The organism is Haloterrigena sp. H1 (genome assembly GCF_005938085.1).
Classification (GTDB): Archaea; Halobacteriota; Halobacteria; order Halobacteriales; family Natrialbaceae; genus Natrinema.
The window spans coordinates 2884751-2902734 of the sequence record NZ_SMZK01000001.1 but is presented as its reverse complement, the minus strand read 5'-3'; the positions used below and the strand labels follow the sequence as shown (position 1 = coordinate 2902734).

Below are 17984 nucleotides of genomic sequence, written 5' to 3'. Positions count from 1 at the left end.
GTAAGGATCCTATGTTCTGCGTCGTGGGTTCCGAAACGGACGTCCGTCGAACCACTGAGAGGTCGATCCTGTGGTTTGCCGCGCGAGTCCTCAGAGTGCGAAATTGCTTTCCGTCACTGATCGGCCACAGACCGGGCAGCCATTGGCCAGCGTCGCCGCTCGCATCGGGTCGGTCACCGTGATCGACCGTTGGCAGTCCGGGCAGGTAAACTCGTATGCTGTCATAAGTCGGTGTGCCGGTAGCTAGAATGACGGTACCTGTCGGATTAGGCGGGGTGCCCAGATATGGAGGGGTATATATAAGTCATCGACCGTGACGTTCACTGCTCGAAGGGTGAGATAGAACGTATCGGGCCCGGCGGTCGTATCGATCCCGTCGTGGTCGAATCTTCTCTGTCTGCTGTCGGAGGCGTACTTACAGGAGATTCGCCGCGACGAACACGACTTGAACGATCACGAGCATCAACAGAGTCACCAGTGCACACAGTTCGTAGACGGATCGGACGAGGTCGTCGGTTGCTTCGAACGCACCGGTGTGCTCGAGGCCGACGCGCGTCGCTCCGAAGCCGACGTGTATCACCGCGATGATGGCCGGAAACGCGGCCAGCGCGAGCGGCGTCGGGGCGTATTCGGGCCCGTAGTAGGTGCCGATACTCCAGCGGATCCGAACGCTGTCACCGAGTGCGGGAGCGGCGGCGAGACTTACCGCGACGCTTGCGAGTACGACGAGCAGTCCGCCAACCGAAGTCGGTCGAAGCCGGCCGCCAGCGGGACCGACCGCCGAGGCTGCGAGCCGCGTCGCGACGCGGCGGGTCCGTTCGACGAGTCGCTCGAGCGCTTCCGACGAGCGGGTCGATGGCGTCATACCTCGACCGACGTGGCCAACAGGAAAAACTCGGTTCGCACGACTGCAGCGACTGCAGTGGCGATAACCACTTTATGTTTCTTCTCTGTACACTCCCCAACCGTGAGTGAGGAGGTCGACGTCGAGACGATCGGGGCCTTGCTCGAGGACCCGACGGTGCGCACGATCCTCACCAAGACGAGCCAGAAACCCATGTCAGCGACTACCTTGAGCGAGCACTGTGAGGCGTCGAAACCCACGGTGTACCGGCGGTTAGAGGACCTCCGCGAGTGTGGCCTCCTCGTCGAACGAACCAAGCCCGACCCCAACCGAGGCCACCATCGAACCGTCTACGCGACGAACCTCGAGCGGATCACGGTCGAACTCGAGGACGGCGGACTGACGCTGCACATCGACCGCCGCGAAGACATCGCCGACCGCTTTACGCGACTCATCGAGGGGATGTAAGGTGCAGGGACCGATACAGCTCTGGGACCCCGCTCTGCCGCCGGAGTGGGTCACAACGTTCGTGCAGACGACCGATGTGCTGAGCGCGCTCATCGGGCTGTTCATCGCCTATCAGGCCTATCGGGGCTATCGGCGAAACGACAGTCGACCGATGTTGTTCATCGCCGTCGGGTTCGCGCTGGCGCTCGCAGTTCCGTTCCTGTTGTTACTGCTCTACGTGACACTGCCGTTCGTCTCGGAGTCGCTCGCCGCCGTCCTCAGCCAGTCCAGCCAGCTCTGTGGACTGGTCGCGATCCTGTACGCGCTTCGAATGCCGACGTGAACCCACCGGGCCGAGTCGTGCGGTCCGTCGCAGGGCCGACCAGACAGGGTAAACCGTTACGGGTTGCTAGCACCTACCATTACCTATGACCTCGCTCAACGAGGAGATGGCCGACGTGCGGTCAGATATCGATGACGTCAGAACACAGCTTCGGGACGACGTCCCGGAGTTTTTCGAGTTCGATGTGACAGTGGGGAACATCTCGTACAACGCTAACAACAACAGCGTCTCGGTCACGGTCGAGCCGAGCGCTCGAGCGCGGGATCACCTCTCCGAGACGCTGGGCGGCGTCGACGTGAGGACGGACGGCAAACTCGAGTTCGAGTTCCGGCTTGCGAACTCGCCGGCCGACGACGAATAAGCGCGTCGGCGGCCGTGGTCGCTCGGGCCTGCCCCAGTGGTTCGATCAGTCAGCCGCGAGTTTGTCCAGCCCGGCGGACTCGATGTCCTCACCGTCGACCGACGAGCGGAGCGCGTCCATGCCGTCGTCGCGGTCGATGCCGAAGTCGTTCTCGTAGAGTTCCGCGACGCGATCCATTTCTTCGTCGGAGAGCTTTGGCACGTCGCTCGCGGCCGCCCACTCGTCGATGTCCGCCTTCGTGCGGAACGTCGGGGTGACGCTCGCGACGGGGTCGTGAGAGAGCAGCCACGCGATCGAGGCCTGTCCCATCGTGCGCTCGTCGTCACGTTCTAAGAAGCGCAGTTTCTCGATCTTCTCCCAGCCGGTCTCGTACCACTCGTCGGGGCGGAAGCCGCGGTGGTCGCCCTCGCCGAGTTCAGTTTCTGGCGTGACCTGTTCGTTGAGAATCCCCGAGGAGTGTGGCACCCGCGGGATCAGGCTGGTCGACGAGCCCGTTCGCTTGATCGTCTCGAGGAAATGGTTGCCGACCTCCTGTTCTAAGACGTTCCAGACCAGCTGGACGGAATCGAACTCCTCTTCGATCGCGAGGTCGCCTTCGGCGAGCCAGCCGATCGAGGGGCCCAGCGCGAGGCCGGTAGCGTCGATCTTGCCCTCTTCTTCGAGTTCGTCGAACACCTCGAGGACATCGGGCGTGATCTCGTCGACGTCGGCGTTGTGCAGTTGGAGCACGTCGACGGAATCCATCTCGAGGCGATCTAAGCTCTTCTCGACGGCCTCTCGGAGGTACTCGGGGCCCATCTCCTTGGGGAGTTCGCCGTGGCCGGCCTGTGGGTTGTTGTAGAAGTCGTAGCCGACCTTGGTGGCGACGGTGACCTCGTCGCGGACCTCCGCGAGGGCCTGCCCGAGCAGTTCCTCGCTGCGGCCGTGGCCGTAGACGTCACCCGTGTCGAAGTAGGTGATGCCCTGCTCGACGGCGTACTGGACCATCTCGATGGCGTCGTCTTCCGAACGGTCGCCCCACCAGTCGGTACCGACGACCCACGCGCCGAAGCCGACTTCGCTGACCTCGACTCCAGACTCGCCGAGTTCGCTGTGTTGCATACTCGCCCCTTTGAAGCGGGAGAACTTAGGGTGACCGGAACGCTCGAGTTTCGAGCCGAACCGGTTCGGCCGCATTCTGTGAGGCGAATCGCTCTTGGGTGTCGGTTGAGACGTATTCGTATGCCCAGTTCCCGTCGCGACTCGCGCGACCCCAGACGACAACTGCTTGCCGTCCTCGTCGTCAGCCTGCCGCTTGCCGTCCTTGCTATGAGCCGACTCGAGATTCCACGGGATCGCATCTCGGTTGGCGCGGTCGTCGTGGGGACGTTGCTGGTCGTCGGGGCGCTTGCAGTACCTGCAGTACTCTTTGCTGGCTGGCAGTCCGAACAGGAGTGAGACGGACTACTGGCAGTCAGTTCCGGCGTACCCGCGATCCGTCCTGCGGGTGCGCCGGGACATCGGGACAGCAGACCGTATGAACCCCGTCGAAATCAGCCCGGTAACACACACGTTAGTTGGTCCGGCAACCTCGAACGCACAACCGAACCCCTATGAACTCGGCGGGCAATACGTCGGGGTATGACAAAGCGGTACGTGTCGCTCCCCGAGGAGGCAGAAACGGGGATGCGCGAGTTCATCGATGAGGTCGATCGACGGCTTGCGAGCGACGAAGACACCTGCTCGGTCGTCGAGGACGTTCTGATCGACCTCTCGGGCGACCGCGGGGCCTACGAGCGCTGGCAAAACGGCGAGTCGGTGCCACCGGCCGAACGAATCCGCCTGCAGAGCTACGATCCCTGTAACACGACCTTAGAGAGCGAGTACTACGCCGAGAAAGACGAGGAGGCGTTTCGGGAGTCGAAACACCTCCAGTGGCTCTGGCGGCAGTTCGACAGCCTCCCGATCGCGGACAACGTCGAGTTCGCGCTCCGATTCCGGCGGATGCTCGCCGAGCACCTCTTCGAGGAATGTGGCGAGGACTGCCGCTTTTTCAAGGGCATTACGTTCACCTACGGGCACAACATCTCGATCGGCGACAACACCGTCGTTCACGACGACGTTCACTTAGACGACCGCGGGAAACTCACCATCGGCGACCGCGTCTCGGTCTCCGATGGCGTCCACATCTACAGTCACGACCACGACGTCGTCGACCAGACCGAGGTCCGCAACTACCACACCATTATCGAGGACGACGTTCGGCTGACCTACGACGCGATGGTTCGCGCGGGCTGTAAGGTCGGCGAAAACGCCGTCGTCGGCGCACGCGGCATCGTCCAACACGATATCCCGGCTCACCACATCGCCATCGGGATGCCCGCGAAAAGCGTCAAGATCAAACCCGGCTGGGAAGACGTCGCGACGCCCGTCGACGACGCCGGCGTCAACCGCCAAGAAGAACGCCACCTCGAGTACGATCTGCCCGACGATCTCGAGGCCTTCGACGAGTTCGGTCGTGACCTGCAACCGCCCCAGTAGTTCTCGTCGACCTGACTCTCGTCAGTCCCGACAGCGGGGAATATCCAAGTGCCTCGAGACCGTATCACACACCGATGGCGCTCTGGGGCTGGCTCGTCGGGTACGTCGCGCTGTTTGCCCTGCTACACCTGTTACTGTACTACCTGTACGTCCGGCGGAGCGACGACGAGAACGAACGAACGGCGTCGTTCGCCGATCCCAATCACGCGAGCCTTCGCTCGTCGCCCGGCCCCGATCGCTATCCGCGCGCCACGGACGAGGTACGCGATGCTGACCCGGATGACGACCGCGATCGCGAATTCGACGGAGAAACGATTCGCTGCCCCCACTGTGGCGCACCCAACGAGGCCGATCAGACGTTTACGTACTGCTGGAACTGCACATCGGGCTTGCGACGGTGAGCAGCGGTAGTGACGCGGCCACCGAGCAGGCCGCTGTTACTCCGCCAGTGCCGCCGCGAGTCGGTCGAGGTGATCGACGCCGACGACGGCGACGGCCGTCCCCGGTTCCGAGCGGATCTCCTCGAGTCGCTCGATCATACAGCGCTCGCGCGTCTCGTCTCGGTACGCCAGAGTGGTTCCGTCCGTGTCGACGCTGCCGAGCAACGCCTGGACGCCGGCGACGTGGGCACGCTCGTGGGCGGCCTGTCGATCCGGCGAATTCTCGTGATCGACATCGTACTCGACCGCGTCGCCGGGAACGACGGTCATCGATGTCGCGTGGGTCAGCGTCGCGGCGATCCGATAGGTGAGTGCGTCACGGGTCGCGTTGCCGACACTCGAGAGGACGCGTCGTGCCGTCGCGGGCGAGACACGGTCGGCGACGAGCCGCGTCACGAGGCGTCGGAGAAACGACCAGTTCGGGGCGTCGATACCGACGGCTTCGGCGTCGGACGCGGCGCGGATCGCTGCGCTCATCTCGCCGCCGAACCGCGGCGGCGTCGACTCGTCAGCGTCGCCCGTGCGGCCGTAGATGCGGTACAGCGGCAGCGCGACCGGTGGTAACTCGAGTGCGAGCGTCGCCGGGTCGATGCGTTCCAGGACGCGCTCGACGCGTGCGATGCTTGCGGGATGGTCGTGGACGACGCCGACCACCACGAGGTCGCCACTCGGGTCTGGCAGTCGGCGGTAAAACTGGGCGGTGATCCGGGGGTCGTCGAACGAGTCGGCCAACGGGGAGGGCTCGTCCATTGCTCGTAGAGTAATACGTGACTACGGGTATAACGCTTCCGTTGTATTGACTCGGATCCGAGTTGTGATTGGTCCTAGTGAGGACGGAACCGCCAGCGTGGTAGCTGGTGCTCGAGTGACCTAATAAAAACACCCCGTCACTGATTGATTGGGAACGAGTAACGACCGACTTCAGCGGAGAGAAACCATCGACATCGCCCCGCACTGCCACGGTTTTCCTCGATCTACGACCGCACAGGCTGCGATCGGAGTGTGAGACGATAGAGAAATACTTATATAGAATCACAATCAATCATTCGACCGACTATGAGTCAGCGAATGCAGCAGGGTCAGCCGATGATCGTAATGAGCGAGGACTCCCAGCGCGTCAAGGACAAGGACGCGCAGGATTACAACATCAGCGCCGCCCGTGCGGTCGCTGAAGCAGTCCGTTCGACACTCGGCCCGAAAGGGATGGACAAGATGCTCGTCGACTCCATGGGATCGGTGACGATCACCAACGACGGCGTCACCATCCTCAAGGAGATGGACATCGACAACCCGACGGCCGAGATGATCATCGAGGTCGCCGAAACGCAGGAAGACGAGGCCGGCGACGGCACCACGACGGCCGTCGCGATCGCCGGTGAACTCCTCAAGAACGCCGAGGACCTGCTCGAGCAGGACATCCACCCGACGGCGATCATCAAGGGCTTCCACCTCGCCAGCGAGCAGGCCCGCGAGGAGATCGACGACATCGCGACCGACATCGATACCAGCGACGAGGACCTCCTCCGGAAGACCGCCGAAACCTCGATGACCGGCAAAGGCACCGAGGTCAACAAGGAGTATCTCGCCGAACTCATCGTCGAGGCCGTCCGCCAGGTCACCGTCGAGAACGAGGACGGCGAGAACGTCGTCGACCTCGAGTTCCTGAACATCGAGACTCAGACCGGCCGCAGCGCCGGCGAATCCGACCTGCTCGAGGGCGGCATCGTGGACAAAGACCCCGTCCACGACAACATGCCCACGTCGGCCGAGGACGCCGACATCCTGCTGCTCAACGAGGCCATCGAAGTCGAGGAAACCGACATCGACACCGAAGTCTCCGTTACGGACCCCGACCAGCTCCAGCAGTTCCTCGACCGCGAGGAGAAACAGCTTCAGGAGAAGGTCGACACGATCGCCGACCTCGGCGCTGACGTCGTCTTCTGCCAGAAGGGCATCGACGACCTCGCCCAGCACTACCTCGCCAAGGAAGGCATCCTCGCCGTCCGCCGCGCGAAGAAGTCCGATCTCGAGTTCCTCAAGGAAGTCGTCGAGGCGAACATCGTCTCCGACCTCGAGAGCGCCGAGGAGGACGACCTCGGCTTCGGTGACGTGACCCGCGACGAGGAAGACGAGCTGTTCTACGTCGAGGGCGAGGACGCCCACGGCGTCACCCTCCTGCTGCGTGGCTCGACCGACCACGTCGTCGACGAGCTCGAGCGCGGTGTCAACGACGCGCTCGACGTCGTCGCTCAGACCGTCTCCGACGGCCGCGTCCTCGCCGGCGGCGGTGCCATCGAGGTCGAACTCGCCTCGCGACTCCGTGACTACGCTGACTCGGTCTCCGGTCGCGAGCAGCTCGCCGTCGAGGCCTTTGCCGACTCGCTCGAGCTCGTCCCACGCGTGCTCGCCGGGAACGCCGGACTCGACTCGATCGACACGCTGGTCGACCTTCGTGCGGCCCACGACGACGATCAGATCACGGCCGGCCTGAACGTCTTCACGGGCGACGTCGAGGACACCTTCGAGGCTGGCGTCGTCGAACCGGCCCACGCCAAGGAGCAGGCCGTCACCTCCGCTGCCGAAGCGGCAAACCTCGTGCTCAAAATCGACGACATCATCTCCGCCGGTGACCTGTCGACCGACAAGGGCGACGACGAGGAAGGCGCACCCGGTGCCGGCGGCATGGGCGGCATGGGCGGCGGCATGGGCGGCATGATGTAAACGAGGGCTTCCACGACCCTCTCACAGCCGTCGATTCGCACCGCTGACCGACCGCGAATTTCCGCTTTTCAAGTCCTGCTCGAGTGCCGGCTGTACGCACTGCGCTCGTCTCGATGACGTCGTTCCAGCAATCGGAAGATCGCGACGAGTTACACAGCAATATTACTGTTCGGCAATAGAACCGGTTCGAGACGAACCTCTCAGTTACGCTTCCTCGTCGACCTCGAGCTCGAACTGTTCGTTCTCGCTCACGGCGTTCAACACGACGCTGGTGTTCGAGGCTTTGATGTCGGGGTCGGTCAGCAGCTCTTTGATCTGGTCGTTCATGCCGTCGGTGTTTTCGAACTTGCCGATGGCGATCACGTCGTAGTCGCCGGTGACCTCGTAGACGCTGGTCATCTGGCGGTGGTCGCGCAGCGTGTCGGTGACGTCGGGCAGGGCGTTCCCTTCGACCTGGAGCTGGATGACAGCAGTCACGTCGTAGCCGGCCGCGTCGTAATCGACGCGGGGGGTATACCCTTCGATGACACCGCCGTCCTCGAGATCGGAGAGGTGATTCGAGACGGTCGTCACGGAGACGTCGAGGTCCTCGGCGAGGCTGCGCAGGCTGGCCCGGCCGTCACCGAGAAGTGCATTCACTAGTTTTGCATCGAGATTTTCGTACGTCATCACATTGACCCACTCATTGAAGCCTTTAGAACTTTACGAATATGCAGTTTGGAGCGGGAGAGAGAAGATTTGCTCGGAACAGTAGTGTTTTAGTACGCGGGTTACGAGAATACGACGACGAGAAAGATGACAAGCGGAAACCTCACAGAAACAGAACAGGCGGTGCTGGACGAGATCGAGGAGAAAGACGTTGACTTCCTCCGGCTACAGTTTACTGACATTCTCGGAACGGTCAAGAACGTCTCCGTGCCAGCCCGTCAGGCCGAGAAGGCCTTTGAAGAGGGAATCTATTTCGACGGTTCTTCTATCGAAGGCTTCGTGCGCATTCAGGAATCGGACATGCGGCTCAAACCCGACCCGGAGACCTTCGCGATTCTGCCGTGGCGCCAGAAGGAGGGCAGCGCCGCCGCCCGAATGATCTGTGACGTCTACGACACCTATACGGGCGAGCCCTTCGAGGGCGACCCACGTCGCGTCCTCAAGAACGCACTGGACCGCGCAAACGAGATGGGCTATACGGTCAACGCCGCGCCCGAACCGGAGTTCTTCCTGTTCGAAGAAGACGAGGAAGGCCGTGCGACCACCAAAACCAACGACGCCGGCGGCTACTTCGATCTCGCACCGAAGGACCTCGCCTCCGACGTTCGCCGTGACATCATCTACGGTCTCGAGAGCATGGGCTTCGAAGTCGAAGCCAGCCACCACGAGGTCGCCGAGGGCCAACACGAGATCAACTTCACCTACGACGACGCCCTGACGACGGCCGACAACGTCGGCACCTTCCGCACGGTCGTCCGTGCGATCGCCGCCCAGCACGACCTGCACGCGACGTTCATGCCCAAGCCGATCCCGCGCATCAACGGCTCGGGGATGCACACCCACATCTCGCTGTTCACCGAGGACGGCGAGAACGCCTTCCACGACGACGACGACGAGTTCAACCTGAGCGAGGAGGCCCACGCGTTTACCGCCGGCATCCTCGAGCACGCACCCGCGATCACGGCGATCGCGAACCCCACCGTCAACAGCTACAAGCGACTGGTTCCCGGCTACGAGGCACCTGTCTACGTCGCCTGGTCCGACCGCAACCGCTCGGCGCTGATCCGCCGACCTGCCGCACGCACGCCCGCAGCGTCGCGCATCGAACTGCGCTCGCCCGACCCGTCGTGTAACCCCTACCTCGCGCTTGCCGTCATGATCCATGCCGGCCTCGACGGCATCGAGCAGGGCCTCGAGTGTCCCGACCCGGTTCGCGAGAACATCTACGACTTCGACGAGGCGAAACGCGAAGAGTACGGCATCGACACGCTGCCGGCTAACCTCGGCGAGGCTGTCGACGCCTTAGAGGAAGACGAGGCGATCTACAGCGCACTCGGCGACCACGTCGCCTCCAAATTCGTCGAAGCCAAGCGCCAGGAGTTCGAGGAGTACCTCGTCGACGTCTCCGAGTGGGAACTCGACCGCTACCTCGAGACGTTCTAAGCCGGACCTAGCTGTCCCATAGCGTCGGTTCTTTTCTTTTTGCGCCGAAATCAGCCAGTCGCTGACGGGTCGTGGTCGTGACCCTCGAGCGCTGCGTCTCGAGCTCGAACGTGTAGGGGCGCTCCCAGGCAGATGCGAGACTCATGACGCTGGCATCCCCGATCATGACCTCGCAGTGGCGATAGTGGTGGCCGACCAGACAGAGGGCGCGGGCAAGAGCGCCTCGAGCAGCCCTTGACGTATCGCCAACGCGGTCGTGCTCACTGTTTCGGTACCTGCGAGTATACTCACAACATGACTGTCATGTCCGGTAGACTGCAGAATTATACGTCCGATCGTAGATCATGCGGATATGGTCGACAGGCGAACCTACGAGTTCGAGGGTGACCGACCGACGATCGACGAGACAGCGCGAGTAAGCCGGGAGGCGACGCTCGTTGGCGATGTCGACATCGGTGCCGACGCGAGCGTCTGGCCCGGTGTCGTGCTTCGCGGTGACGTCGGTCCCGTCCGCATCGGGCAGGCAACTCACGTCGGTGACAACGCGACGATTCATGCCTCCCAGCTCGGGGCTCAGGTTATGGTGGGCCACGGAGCCATTCTCAACGAGACGACCGTCGAAGACCGGGCGCTGGTCGGGTTCAACGCGACGACTAACTCCGACGTCACGATCGGCAGCGGCAGCATCGTCGCTGCGGGAACCGTCGTCCCCGACGGTTACGACATTCCGCCGGAGTCGTTCGTCCGCGGCGTGCCAGCAGAGATTACGCCACTCGAGAAAACGGGGATCGACGCCGAGGCGATCCTCGAGGAGTACTCCTCGGGCGAGTACACGGATCTGGCCAAGCGCCACGAAGAACTGTTCGAGTGATCGGTCTCATACGGACCGCTGTCAGTCAGTGCCGGCGCAACCGCGACCGTGCTGCGGTTGCGACGGGAACCAGTGACAGCAGACCGTATCAGGCTTGCTGAGTCGCCGAGCCGATCTCGAAGATCTCCCGGTAGAGGCTCTCGGCGAGGCGATCGATGTTCGCTTCAGCCTCGCCGGCGGCCATCGTATCGCTGATGCCCTGCCACTCGACGGACAGCCGGGCGATCGGCACCAGTGCGACCCCGCCGATGACGATTTCACCATCGGGCGTGTGAACGTGCCACGCCGTCTCCATCCCGGCCGACGACCGGGTGACGGCTTCGATTTCTCCACCGGCAGCAATCCATCGCTCGACGAGGTCGTCGGTGAGGCGGCGGAGTTTCCGTTCACCGAGCAGATGGAGGGCGATGCCACCACCCGAAAGCAGCGCGAACGCGACGGCTGCCATCGCCAGGCCGCCATAGGGGACGTTGATCGACGCGGCGAGGGCGGCCGTCACGACGACCAGCCCGAGTACCCGTACGTCGATCGCGCTCGGCACCGTGCCGCTCCAGACCCCTGTCGTCTCCCGAGACGACTGCTCGAGTTGCATCTCGACTGCACCTCGAGGCGACGATCGGGTAGCCGTTGGCCTGTCCCATTATGGGCTTTATCCGACTGATTGTGATTTTACTCGTCCTCGAGTAACGCGTCATCGCCGTGGGTCTCGCGCAACGCGTCGAGGTACTCCCGCTGGGCCTCGAGTCGTGGCGTCGGCTCCCCGTAGGTGTACTCGAACATCTCGCTGGGGTCCCCATCGACGCCCTCGGCGCGGTCGACCAGCGTCGCCAGTGTCTCCTCGATCTCGGACTCGATCGCGTCGATCCGATCGTCGTCGATGACGCCTTCGTTCCGCAGGTACGATTCGAATCGATCGATCGGGTCCCGCTCGCGCCATCGCTGGACCTCCTCGTCGTCCCGGTAGACGCTGGGGTCGTCCGCCGTCGTATGGGCACCGTAGCGGTACTGGACCGCCTCGATCAACGTCGGGCGCAACCGGTCGCTGTCGGACTCGAGGGCCTTTTCCCGTGCGGCCGCCGTCACGACGTAGGTCGCGAGCGGGTCCATGCCGTCGACCTGGACGCCCGCAAAGCCGTATGCGTGGGCCTTCTGGGCGATGGTTGCGCTCGCGGTTTGCGCTTCGCGCGGGATCGAAATGGCCCACTGGTTGTTGTTACAGATGAAGACCGTCGGCGTGTCGAACACGCCTGCAAAATTCATCGCCTCGTGGAAGTCCCCCTCCGATGTCGACCCGTCGCCGAAGTGGGCGACGCCGACACGCTCGTCGCCGTCTAGCTTCGCCGCCCACGACCAGCCCACTATATGTGGCAGGTGGCCAGCGATCGAGATATTCAGCGGAAAGACGTCGATCTCCGCCAGCGCGGCGTTGCCGTCTTCGTGGCCCATCCAGTAGAGCAGATACTCCCACGGCATCCCCCGCGCCGCAAGCGCACCGTGTTCGCGGTACTGAAAGGAGAGGGTGTCGTCGTCCGCGAGCGCGTACGTCGAGCCGATCTGGGATCCCTCCTGGCCGGCCAGCGAGGAATAGGTTCCCAGCCGGCCCTGTCGCTGGAGACTGATCATCCGCTCGTCGAACCGTCTGGAAAACCGCATGTCCCGGTACATCGACCGCAACGTCTCCACCTTGAGCTCCGGTTCCAGTTCGGGTGCGACGACGGTCCCGTCGGCGTCGAGCACCTGAATCCGATTGTCCGGTGCCCGCTCGAGGAGGTCGTACTCGAGGGCGTCGCGTGACATGGCCGCACCGACGGGTTCGCGTCACATAACAGTAGCTCCGACTGCAGGCCTGTCGACACGCATCGGAACCTGACGATCATGTCTTTCCTGAGTGGCTCGTTCACTCGGTTAATCAAAACCCAGCTCTCCATGAAAATGTTACAGCTTTAATATGATGTGGCTCCCCTTACTGTTCGTAGATGTCTGCGCTAAGTGATACATTATTCGAGGTATTGGCTAATGAACACCGACGACGGATACTGTTCGCGCTCGTCGATCTGCCGCCAAGCGAACCGCCGATTTATCTCGATGCGCCGCCGGATGTTGCCAGTGGGGATTCGACGGCGAACATCGAACGACAGCACATTCATCTGCCCAAACTGGCTGACTACGGATTCATCGAGTGGCATCGGAATCTGAATGCCGTCGAACCGGGTCCGCGATTCGAAGAGTACAGACCTGTTCTGGAACTGCTCTTCGAGTATCGAGGGGAGTCTCCCGTGTTATTTCCTTGATCGGGCGTCTCGATCCGGATAGATATCCTCGCTACTGTTTCATATCGGCTGTCTCAAACCTACCGATAGCGCTCGAACAGTTCTTGGTCGAATCGGATACCTGCTGCTGACACCAGCGTTTTCTCGTTAGAACCGTCTATTCGAGTCGTCTCGCGGGCCGCTGCCCTCCTCGCCGGCCCGTAACCGACTCGGATGCCACTGATGAGCAATCGATTCAGCAACTGCCACCCTGATACGACAAAGACGAGTCCCGTCGTGGTTGGGCCAAACGGGACTCGCCATCCTCTTATTTTGACCGTATACGCAAGTAGCTTGTGTGATTATCTGAGTGAAACATCTACCGCCGACGTAGGGTGCCTCGATCCATTTCTGACAATATTTCGATACACGAATCCTTTTCCATCCGCACGACCTACTCTGCGTGTTCGGATCTCCGAATTCGTGGTTGGGCCATGACAGACAATGAAACTACGCAAGAGGCGATAAGCCTGCTGCAGGACCTAGGGCTACAGGAGTACGAAGCGCGCTGTTTTATAGCGTTGAACAAACTTCCCAGTGGAACAGCAAAGGAAATCCACGAGATCTCCGAGGTACCGCGGACGAGGGTGTACGACGCGATCCGGGTCCTCGAGTCACAGGGGCTGGTCGAAGTTCGACACTCGAGCCCCCAGATGTATCGAGCCGTTAGTATCGACGAGGCGACCCAGACCCTGCGACGGAAGTACGACGACCGCATCGAGACGCTCGAGACCTACCTCAAGAATACGGAGGTCCAGGACGTCGAGGAGAACGACCACGTCCAGGAGGTCTGGTCGCTGACCGGCCACGACGCGATCGAGTCCCGGACGATCGATCTCGTCAGGGAGGCGGAGTCCGAAATCGCGCTTCTCGTCGTCGACGAGGACATCCTGTCCGAGACGCTGTTCGGCAGCTTGCAGACGGCAGTCGATCACGACCTATCGATCGTGCTCGGCGGACAGACCGAACGGATCACGGAGACGCTCGGGGCGGAGCTTTCGACGACCCGCGTATTCGAAACCGGCCTCGACTGGCTCACCGGAACCGAAAGCGGTGACGAGGTCGCGATCAGCCGGATTCTGCTCATCGACCGTGAGACGCTTCTGATCGGCTCGTACTATCCACATACCGCGGATGGCAGGGAAAAAGAGCAAGCGATCTTCGCCCGCGGCCTCGAGAACGGGATCGTCGTGCTACTGCGTCGATTAGTGACGGCTGGCTTGCCACAGATCAAGGACCCAGGAGCCTGATCGCCGTTTGCGGCCACAGCGGACGGACAGCGATCGGGAGACGAGCGGCGAGCACTCCTGTGTTATTCTACTCGTAGTCGGGCAGCCGATCCGACTGATCGGACCCCTCGACGAACGGCAGTTCGGTGCGGCTCGCGGCTCTTTCCTCGCCGCCGACGCGAACCGTCAGCGCGTCGCTCTCGAGACCGTAATCGCCGACTGCGAGCGCGAGGATCTCTTCGCGCATCGGGCTCTCGCCCGCGCGGGTGACTTCGCCGACCGACGCGTCGCCGTCGAAGACGGCCGCGCCGGATTCGGGCACGGTTTCACCCTCGAGTGTCAGGCCGACGAGCCGGCGGCTCGGCTGGCCACGGTTCTCGACGCGGGAGACGACTTCCTGCCCGACGTAACAGCCCTTCTCGAAATCCAGGGCGGTTCGCAGGCCGAGGACGTTCGGGAGCGTCCCCTCGAGTTCGGTGTCAAACAGTGGTGATCCGGCCTCGAGCGCAAGGCTCTCGAAGGTTCGGTAGCCAAAGGGGGCGGCGTTCAGTCCCTGATTGAGCAGCGTGTCGTGGACGTCCGCAGCGTCATCGGCGGCACAGATCACCTCGTAGCTCTCCTCCCCGGTGAGCGCGTCGGTACGGATGACGGAGACACCTTCGTCGCCCATCGTCCCGCGGACGAACGAGTAGCGTCGCTCGGGCGAGCCGGCACCGTTGAGGACGCTGGCGATCTTCTCGGTGGCCTGCGGGCCGTGGATTCCGAAAACCGCGTACTCGTCGGTTGCGACTCGAATGTCCACGTCCTGAATGAACACCTTCTCGGACCACTCTTCGGCCAGCGGCTCGGCGGTCTCGGGCTGGGTAAAGAGCAGCAGCCGTTCGCCCGCGTTGTAAATGTAGAGTTCCACCTCGATCCCGCCCTGGGGATCGAGCACGAGCGCGTAACAGCCCTGTCCGTCCTCGTCGGGAACCCGGTTCGACACCACGTTGTCGACGTACTCGAGGCGGTCGTCGCCCTCGACGACGAGCACGCCGTAGGCTAACTCGAGTAAGCCAACGCCGTTGCGGACCGCTCGATGCGTGCGTTCCGGTCGCCCGTAGTGTTCGACGATCCGCCGGCCGGCGCGCTCGCCGAACGTCGCCCCGAGATCTTCGTGGATGGACTCGATGACACTCATGGGTACCCTCTGGGCGCTGCGCGTATCAGGCGTTTCGATTCAAAAAGGGATCCGGTCGCGCAGCCACTCGCCGATCGATTGCTCGTCGTCCTCGTTTGTCGGCTCGTCAGGGACGACGCGGTCGGCGGGCTTGATCACCGTCTCCGAGTTCGACTCGACGGCGATCAGATCGTCTTCTTTGAGCATCGACAGGGCCTGCTCGAGTTCGTCGATATCGACCTCGACGGCTGCCCGGAGCTCGAAGACGGTCATTCCATCGTCGGCGCGATCGACCAGGGCGTCGAGTACCGCCACCTCCGTCTCCTCTCGGTTCCGGTACTCCCGCTTTGCTCTCATCCAGGTGTTCATTCGACGACCCGGGATTTGACGTTTGTCGTTCTGACGATGTGGCGATCGGCACGCTTCACGATGCTCGGTCACAGCACACATCGCCACCGAACCACGAACTGATACGGACTCCTGTCAGTCAGTTCCGGTGCAACCGCGACCGTCCTGCGGTCCCACCGGTACAGCAGACCGTATGAGCCTCTCTTTGCAACAGGCGGAATCCAATACAGATCGACTGACTGTCACGACCAACGGATATACAGGCAGTACGTTTTTTATGGACTGGGTCGGTACGGTGGGACAATGGTCCTGCGATGTTCGCTGCTCGGACACGACTTCGGCGATACCGAGGTCGAACGCGAGCGCGAAGAACGGGGCAGTGAGGTCGTCGTCACCGTCCAAGAGTTCGAAGAGTGTTCCCGTTGTGGCGAGCGCAACGTCATCAGCGAGAACACTGAGGTGACCACCCTTGCCGTCGAGGCAGGTGCCGACTCACTCCCCGACGATCACGACCCCGAGCCGACTGAACCGCCCCTCGAGCCAGATGCTACCGACGAAATCACGTCCGAGACGGACGCCCCAGTCATCGACACTGACGACCCTGTCACCGAGACGGATGCCGAGTTCATCGATGCCGACGAACCTGATTCCGGAACGGACGCCGCGTTTATCAATGCCGACGAATCCGGCACTGAGACAGATGCCGAGTTCATCGATGCCGACGAATCCGGCTCCGAGACGGATACGGAAGTCATCGACGACGACACCGCTGCGTCCGCCGCTGCAACCGCGCCCGATCAAGCGGATGTGACGACAGCCGCCGCGGAGACCGCAGCCACCGACGACACCGACCTGCCGACCGATGAGAACGGCGATCCGGTCGTCGACGATGGCGAGATTCTCGAGGACGACGAACCAGCCCCCGAACGGGACCGCAAACACGGTGAGTGGCCCGACTCGAACGACGTCGGTCCGCCGATCGGTGCCGACTCCACCCCGTCGACGTGGCCTGACGACGACACCGACGCTGAGACTGACTCCGAAGGCGCGGCGTCCGACCCGACTCCGACGGACGATGACGCAGTCGTACTTGACAACGACTTGCCAGCAGATTCCACGAACGACGCGCGGTCGGTAACCGCAGCGCCGCCGGCCGACTCCATTGACGACGCTAACGCCTCGCCGGAATCGGCGAGCGGCATCGAGTGGGCCGACTCAGTCCAGACACCGACCGAACGCGACAGCGGTCCTGCAGACGACATCCCGACCGAGTTCTACTGTCCACGATGTGACTACGTCGCCACTGGTGACCGCGCCTCGCTACGTGCCGGTGACATCTGTCCCGACTGTCGCAAAGGCTATCTCAGCGAACGCGAGCATCGATAGTCTGCTGTCTGGTGGTGGTCATCCGCTCACTCGTCGCATCGCTCGCCGGTCGATCGGTCGCTGAACTGCCCGGCCAGTGATCACACACCCACTCCACGAAGCCCAGTGGCCGCGTTCAGTACCGATGATCGGTTAGGAAGCCGAAACGTCGGCTATGAAAAGAGGTAAACGCTCCGCCGTGTTTCTCCCAATCCATGAAGGAGTACAAGATGCGCCGCGGTGAATATCTCGAGGAGCGAATTCCGGATCTGGAGTCGACTGTCGTGGACTACTTCGGTCCGATCACGGGCTTCCAGGAGTACAAGGGCAGCGACCTCTTCTGCATCGAAGAGCCTGACAACCCTGTCTTCGAGAAAATCGTCGTCGGTGCCGTCGAGTACTCCGGCAAGAAGGACAAACTCGGCGTCGAGTTCCACGAACGCGACCCCACCGAACTCGGCCCAGACGAACTCGAGGCCGCCGCCGACGCCGTCGACGCCAAAAACGACTTCCTGCTCGAGGCCACCGGTCGTGACGCCAAGTCCCGCCGTGACTCGATGAAACGGACAGTCGAAGACGACCCGGATCACGACTTCTAACAACCGTTTCCACTGCGGTCTGTCGCAAGCGAGCGCGTAGCGTCTCGCTCGCGACGTCCCTCGGTAAACGGTTGATCAAAAGCACTCCTCTCTCCCCTACGGGTCGGTCGTCGGCCCGCTCGCTCGGCCTTCGGCCTCGCTCGCGGTCGGTTCGGGTAACTGCCTGCCCTTCCCCGGGTCACGGGCACCTCGCAGTGCTCGGAGCCCGTTCCCGGCCACAGTCCGCTGTACTCATTGGACCGCCGATTACCTTCGTAACGGCTTTGATTGCCGCGTC

At 62.6% G+C, this 17984-nt stretch carries 23 protein-coding genes; 12 read left to right on the top strand and 11 right to left on the bottom strand.

All coding sequences use genetic code 11. The features are described 5' to 3' along the window. Positions 1-90: 90 nt before the first annotated feature. Positions 91-225: a zinc ribbon domain-containing protein gene (locus tag E2L06_RS22385; RefSeq protein WP_138782338.1), complete on the bottom strand. Its 135-nt coding sequence runs from the start codon at positions 223-225 to the stop codon at positions 91-93. Positions 226-415: 190 nt separating this feature from the next. After that, positions 416-865: a hypothetical protein gene (locus tag E2L06_RS14550; protein ID WP_138782337.1), complete on the bottom strand. Its 450-nt coding sequence runs from the start codon at positions 863-865 to the stop codon at positions 416-418. Between the two features lie 102 nt (positions 866-967). Between E2L06_RS14550 and E2L06_RS14545 the strand changes: the two genes are divergently transcribed. The 3 genes from E2L06_RS14545 to E2L06_RS14535 all read left to right on the top strand — a co-directional run bounded on the left by E2L06_RS14545 (position 968) and on the right by E2L06_RS14535 (position 1995). Continuing rightward, positions 968-1312 carry a winged helix-turn-helix domain-containing protein gene (locus E2L06_RS14545; RefSeq protein ID WP_138782336.1) on the top strand — a complete coding sequence of 115 codons (345 nt, stop codon included), beginning with the start codon at positions 968-970 and terminating at the stop codon, positions 1310-1312. A gap of 1 nt (position 1313) precedes the next feature. Then, positions 1314-1634: a hypothetical protein gene (locus E2L06_RS14540; protein WP_138782335.1), complete on the top strand. Its 321-nt coding sequence runs from the start codon at positions 1314-1316 to the stop codon at positions 1632-1634. Between the two features lie 85 nt (positions 1635-1719). Further along, positions 1720-1995: a hypothetical protein gene (locus E2L06_RS14535; RefSeq protein WP_138782334.1), complete on the top strand. Its 276-nt coding sequence runs from the start codon at positions 1720-1722 to the stop codon at positions 1993-1995. 45 nt (positions 1996-2040) lie between these two features. On the opposite strand, the gene E2L06_RS14530 is transcribed toward E2L06_RS14535, so the two are convergent. Continuing rightward, positions 2041-3096: an aldo/keto reductase gene (locus E2L06_RS14530; protein WP_138782333.1), complete on the bottom strand. Its 1056-nt coding sequence runs from the start codon at positions 3094-3096 to the stop codon at positions 2041-2043. A gap of 120 nt (positions 3097-3216) precedes the next feature. Between E2L06_RS14530 and E2L06_RS14525 the strand changes: the two genes are divergently transcribed. The 3 genes from E2L06_RS14525 to E2L06_RS14515 all read left to right on the top strand — a co-directional run bounded on the left by E2L06_RS14525 (position 3217) and on the right by E2L06_RS14515 (position 4916). Beyond that, the gene (locus E2L06_RS14525; RefSeq protein WP_138782332.1) at positions 3217-3432 is read left to right on the top strand and encodes a hypothetical protein; all 216 of its coding nucleotides are present in this window, start codon (positions 3217-3219) and stop codon (positions 3430-3432) included. A gap of 183 nt (positions 3433-3615) precedes the next feature. Next, positions 3616-4515 (top strand): acyltransferase, encoded by a 900-nt coding sequence (locus E2L06_RS14520; RefSeq protein WP_138782331.1) that lies wholly within the window; start codon positions 3616-3618, stop codon positions 4513-4515. 74 nt (positions 4516-4589) lie between these two features. Next, positions 4590-4916 carry a hypothetical protein gene (locus E2L06_RS14515; RefSeq protein ID WP_138782330.1) on the top strand — a complete coding sequence of 109 codons (327 nt, stop codon included), beginning with the start codon at positions 4590-4592 and terminating at the stop codon, positions 4914-4916. Positions 4917-4952: 36 nt separating this feature from the next. Here the strand turns inward: E2L06_RS14515 and E2L06_RS14510 are convergent, their stop codons facing one another. Beyond that, entirely contained in the window at positions 4953-5705 is a 753-nt protein-coding gene (locus tag E2L06_RS14510; protein WP_138782329.1) for a hypothetical protein, read from the bottom strand. Between the two features lie 318 nt (positions 5706-6023). On the opposite strand from E2L06_RS14510, the gene thsB reads away from it, so the two are divergent. Further along, on the top strand, positions 6024-7676 hold the full coding sequence (gene thsB, locus E2L06_RS14505) for a thermosome subunit beta (RefSeq protein ID WP_138782564.1): 1653 nt from the start codon (positions 6024-6026) through the stop codon (positions 7674-7676). Between the two features lie 204 nt (positions 7677-7880). Here the strand turns inward: thsB and lrp are convergent, their stop codons facing one another. Then, positions 7881-8345 carry an HTH-type transcriptional regulator Lrp gene (gene lrp, locus E2L06_RS14500; protein WP_138782328.1) on the bottom strand — a complete coding sequence of 155 codons (465 nt, stop codon included), beginning with the start codon at positions 8343-8345 and terminating at the stop codon, positions 7881-7883. Between the two features lie 126 nt (positions 8346-8471). On the opposite strand from lrp, the gene glnA reads away from it, so the two are divergent. Then, positions 8472-9827: a type I glutamate--ammonia ligase gene (glnA, locus tag E2L06_RS14495; protein ID WP_138782327.1), complete on the top strand. Its 1356-nt coding sequence runs from the start codon at positions 8472-8474 to the stop codon at positions 9825-9827. A 7-nt stretch (positions 9828-9834) separates the two neighbouring features. Here glnA and E2L06_RS21990 read toward each other — a convergent pair whose 3' ends face one another. Beyond that, entirely contained in the window at positions 9835-9972 is a 138-nt protein-coding gene (locus tag E2L06_RS21990; protein WP_171052380.1) for a hypothetical protein, read from the bottom strand. 207 nt (positions 9973-10179) lie between these two features. Here E2L06_RS21990 and E2L06_RS14490 point away from each other — a divergent pair, with 207 nt between their 5' ends. Next, positions 10180-10698: a gamma carbonic anhydrase family protein gene (locus E2L06_RS14490; RefSeq protein ID WP_138782326.1), complete on the top strand. Its 519-nt coding sequence runs from the start codon at positions 10180-10182 to the stop codon at positions 10696-10698. Between the two features lie 88 nt (positions 10699-10786). Here the strand turns inward: E2L06_RS14490 and E2L06_RS14485 are convergent, their stop codons facing one another. From E2L06_RS14485 to E2L06_RS21985, 3 genes are all read right to left on the bottom strand, one after another. Further along, entirely contained in the window at positions 10787-11290 is a 504-nt protein-coding gene (locus tag E2L06_RS14485) for a hypothetical protein (protein ID WP_138782325.1), read from the bottom strand. Between the two features lie 77 nt (positions 11291-11367). Further along, positions 11368-12495 (bottom strand): pyruvate dehydrogenase (acetyl-transferring) E1 component subunit alpha, encoded by a 1128-nt coding sequence (gene pdhA / locus E2L06_RS14480; RefSeq protein WP_138782324.1) that lies wholly within the window; start codon positions 12493-12495, stop codon positions 11368-11370. Positions 12496-12695: 200 nt separating this feature from the next. Next, positions 12696-12884 (bottom strand): hypothetical protein, encoded by a 189-nt coding sequence (locus tag E2L06_RS21985; protein ID WP_171052379.1) that lies wholly within the window; start codon positions 12882-12884, stop codon positions 12696-12698. A gap of 557 nt (positions 12885-13441) precedes the next feature. Here E2L06_RS21985 and E2L06_RS14470 point away from each other — a divergent pair. Next, positions 13442-14257, top strand: a complete 816-nt coding sequence (locus tag E2L06_RS14470) for a TrmB family transcriptional regulator (RefSeq protein ID WP_138782322.1) — start codon at positions 13442-13444, stop codon at positions 14255-14257. Between the two features lie 67 nt (positions 14258-14324). On the opposite strand, the gene E2L06_RS14465 is transcribed toward E2L06_RS14470, so the two are convergent. Together E2L06_RS14465 and E2L06_RS14460 are read right to left on the bottom strand one after the other, a co-directional pair. Next, a complete protein-coding gene (locus E2L06_RS14465) occupies positions 14325-15416 on the bottom strand; it encodes an aminomethyltransferase family protein (protein ID WP_138782321.1) in 1092 nt (363 codons plus the stop codon). Between the two features lie 39 nt (positions 15417-15455). Next, positions 15456-15752 (bottom strand): DUF6432 family protein, encoded by a 297-nt coding sequence (locus tag E2L06_RS14460; RefSeq protein WP_138782320.1) that lies wholly within the window; start codon positions 15750-15752, stop codon positions 15456-15458. 294 nt (positions 15753-16046) lie between these two features. Here E2L06_RS14460 and E2L06_RS14455 point away from each other — a divergent pair, with 294 nt between their 5' ends. Further along, a complete protein-coding gene (locus E2L06_RS14455) occupies positions 16047-17129 on the top strand; it encodes a hypothetical protein (protein ID WP_138782319.1) in 1083 nt (360 codons plus the stop codon). Positions 17130-17323: 194 nt separating this feature from the next. Beyond that, a complete protein-coding gene (locus E2L06_RS14450) occupies positions 17324-17707 on the top strand; it encodes a DUF5611 family protein (protein ID WP_138782318.1) in 384 nt (127 codons plus the stop codon). The last annotated feature ends 277 nt before the right edge of the window (positions 17708-17984 follow it).

Excerpts from the sequence above, each read along its gene's own strand:
- E2L06_RS14485 (WP_138782325.1), bottom strand. The coding sequence starts at position 11,290 with ATGCAACTCGAGCAGTCGTCTCGGGAGACGACAGGGGTCTGGAGCGGC.
- E2L06_RS14490 (WP_138782326.1), top strand. The coding sequence starts at position 10,180 with ATGGTCGACAGGCGAACCTACGAGTTCGAGGGTGACCGACCGACGATC.
- thsB (WP_138782564.1), top strand. The coding sequence starts at position 6,024 with ATGCAGCAGGGTCAGCCGATGATCGTAATGAGCGAGGACTCCCAGCGC.
- E2L06_RS14465 (WP_138782321.1), bottom strand. The coding sequence starts at position 15,416 with ATGAGTGTCATCGAGTCCATCCACGAAGATCTCGGGGCGACGTTCGGC.
- E2L06_RS14470 (WP_138782322.1), top strand. The coding sequence starts at position 13,442 with ATGACAGACAATGAAACTACGCAAGAGGCGATAAGCCTGCTGCAGGAC.
- E2L06_RS14460 (WP_138782320.1), bottom strand. The coding sequence starts at position 15,752 with ATGAGAGCAAAGCGGGAGTACCGGAACCGAGAGGAGACGGAGGTGGCG.
- glnA (WP_138782327.1), top strand. The coding sequence starts at position 8,472 with ATGACAAGCGGAAACCTCACAGAAACAGAACAGGCGGTGCTGGACGAG.
- E2L06_RS14550 (WP_138782337.1), bottom strand. The coding sequence starts at position 865 with ATGACGCCATCGACCCGCTCGTCGGAAGCGCTCGAGCGACTCGTCGAA.
- E2L06_RS14455 (WP_138782319.1), top strand. The coding sequence starts at position 16,047 with ATGGTCCTGCGATGTTCGCTGCTCGGACACGACTTCGGCGATACCGAG.
- E2L06_RS14520 (WP_138782331.1), top strand. The coding sequence starts at position 3,616 with ATGACAAAGCGGTACGTGTCGCTCCCCGAGGAGGCAGAAACGGGGATG.
- E2L06_RS14510 (WP_138782329.1), bottom strand. The coding sequence starts at position 5,705 with ATGGACGAGCCCTCCCCGTTGGCCGACTCGTTCGACGACCCCCGGATC.
- E2L06_RS22385 (WP_138782338.1), bottom strand. The coding sequence starts at position 225 with ATGACAGCATACGAGTTTACCTGCCCGGACTGCCAACGGTCGATCACG.
- E2L06_RS14450 (WP_138782318.1), top strand. The coding sequence starts at position 17,324 with ATGAAGGAGTACAAGATGCGCCGCGGTGAATATCTCGAGGAGCGAATT.
- E2L06_RS14535 (WP_138782334.1), top strand. The coding sequence starts at position 1,720 with ATGACCTCGCTCAACGAGGAGATGGCCGACGTGCGGTCAGATATCGAT.
- E2L06_RS21990 (WP_171052380.1), bottom strand. The coding sequence starts at position 9,972 with ATGAGTCTCGCATCTGCCTGGGAGCGCCCCTACACGTTCGAGCTCGAG.
- E2L06_RS21985 (WP_171052379.1), bottom strand. The coding sequence starts at position 12,884 with ATGCCACTCGATGAATCCGTAGTCAGCCAGTTTGGGCAGATGAATGTG.
- E2L06_RS14525 (WP_138782332.1), top strand. The coding sequence starts at position 3,217 with ATGCCCAGTTCCCGTCGCGACTCGCGCGACCCCAGACGACAACTGCTT.
- E2L06_RS14515 (WP_138782330.1), top strand. The coding sequence starts at position 4,590 with ATGGCGCTCTGGGGCTGGCTCGTCGGGTACGTCGCGCTGTTTGCCCTG.
- lrp (WP_138782328.1), bottom strand. The coding sequence starts at position 8,345 with ATGACGTACGAAAATCTCGATGCAAAACTAGTGAATGCACTTCTCGGT.
- pdhA (WP_138782324.1), bottom strand. The coding sequence starts at position 12,495 with ATGTCACGCGACGCCCTCGAGTACGACCTCCTCGAGCGGGCACCGGAC.
- E2L06_RS14530 (WP_138782333.1), bottom strand. The coding sequence starts at position 3,096 with ATGCAACACAGCGAACTCGGCGAGTCTGGAGTCGAGGTCAGCGAAGTC.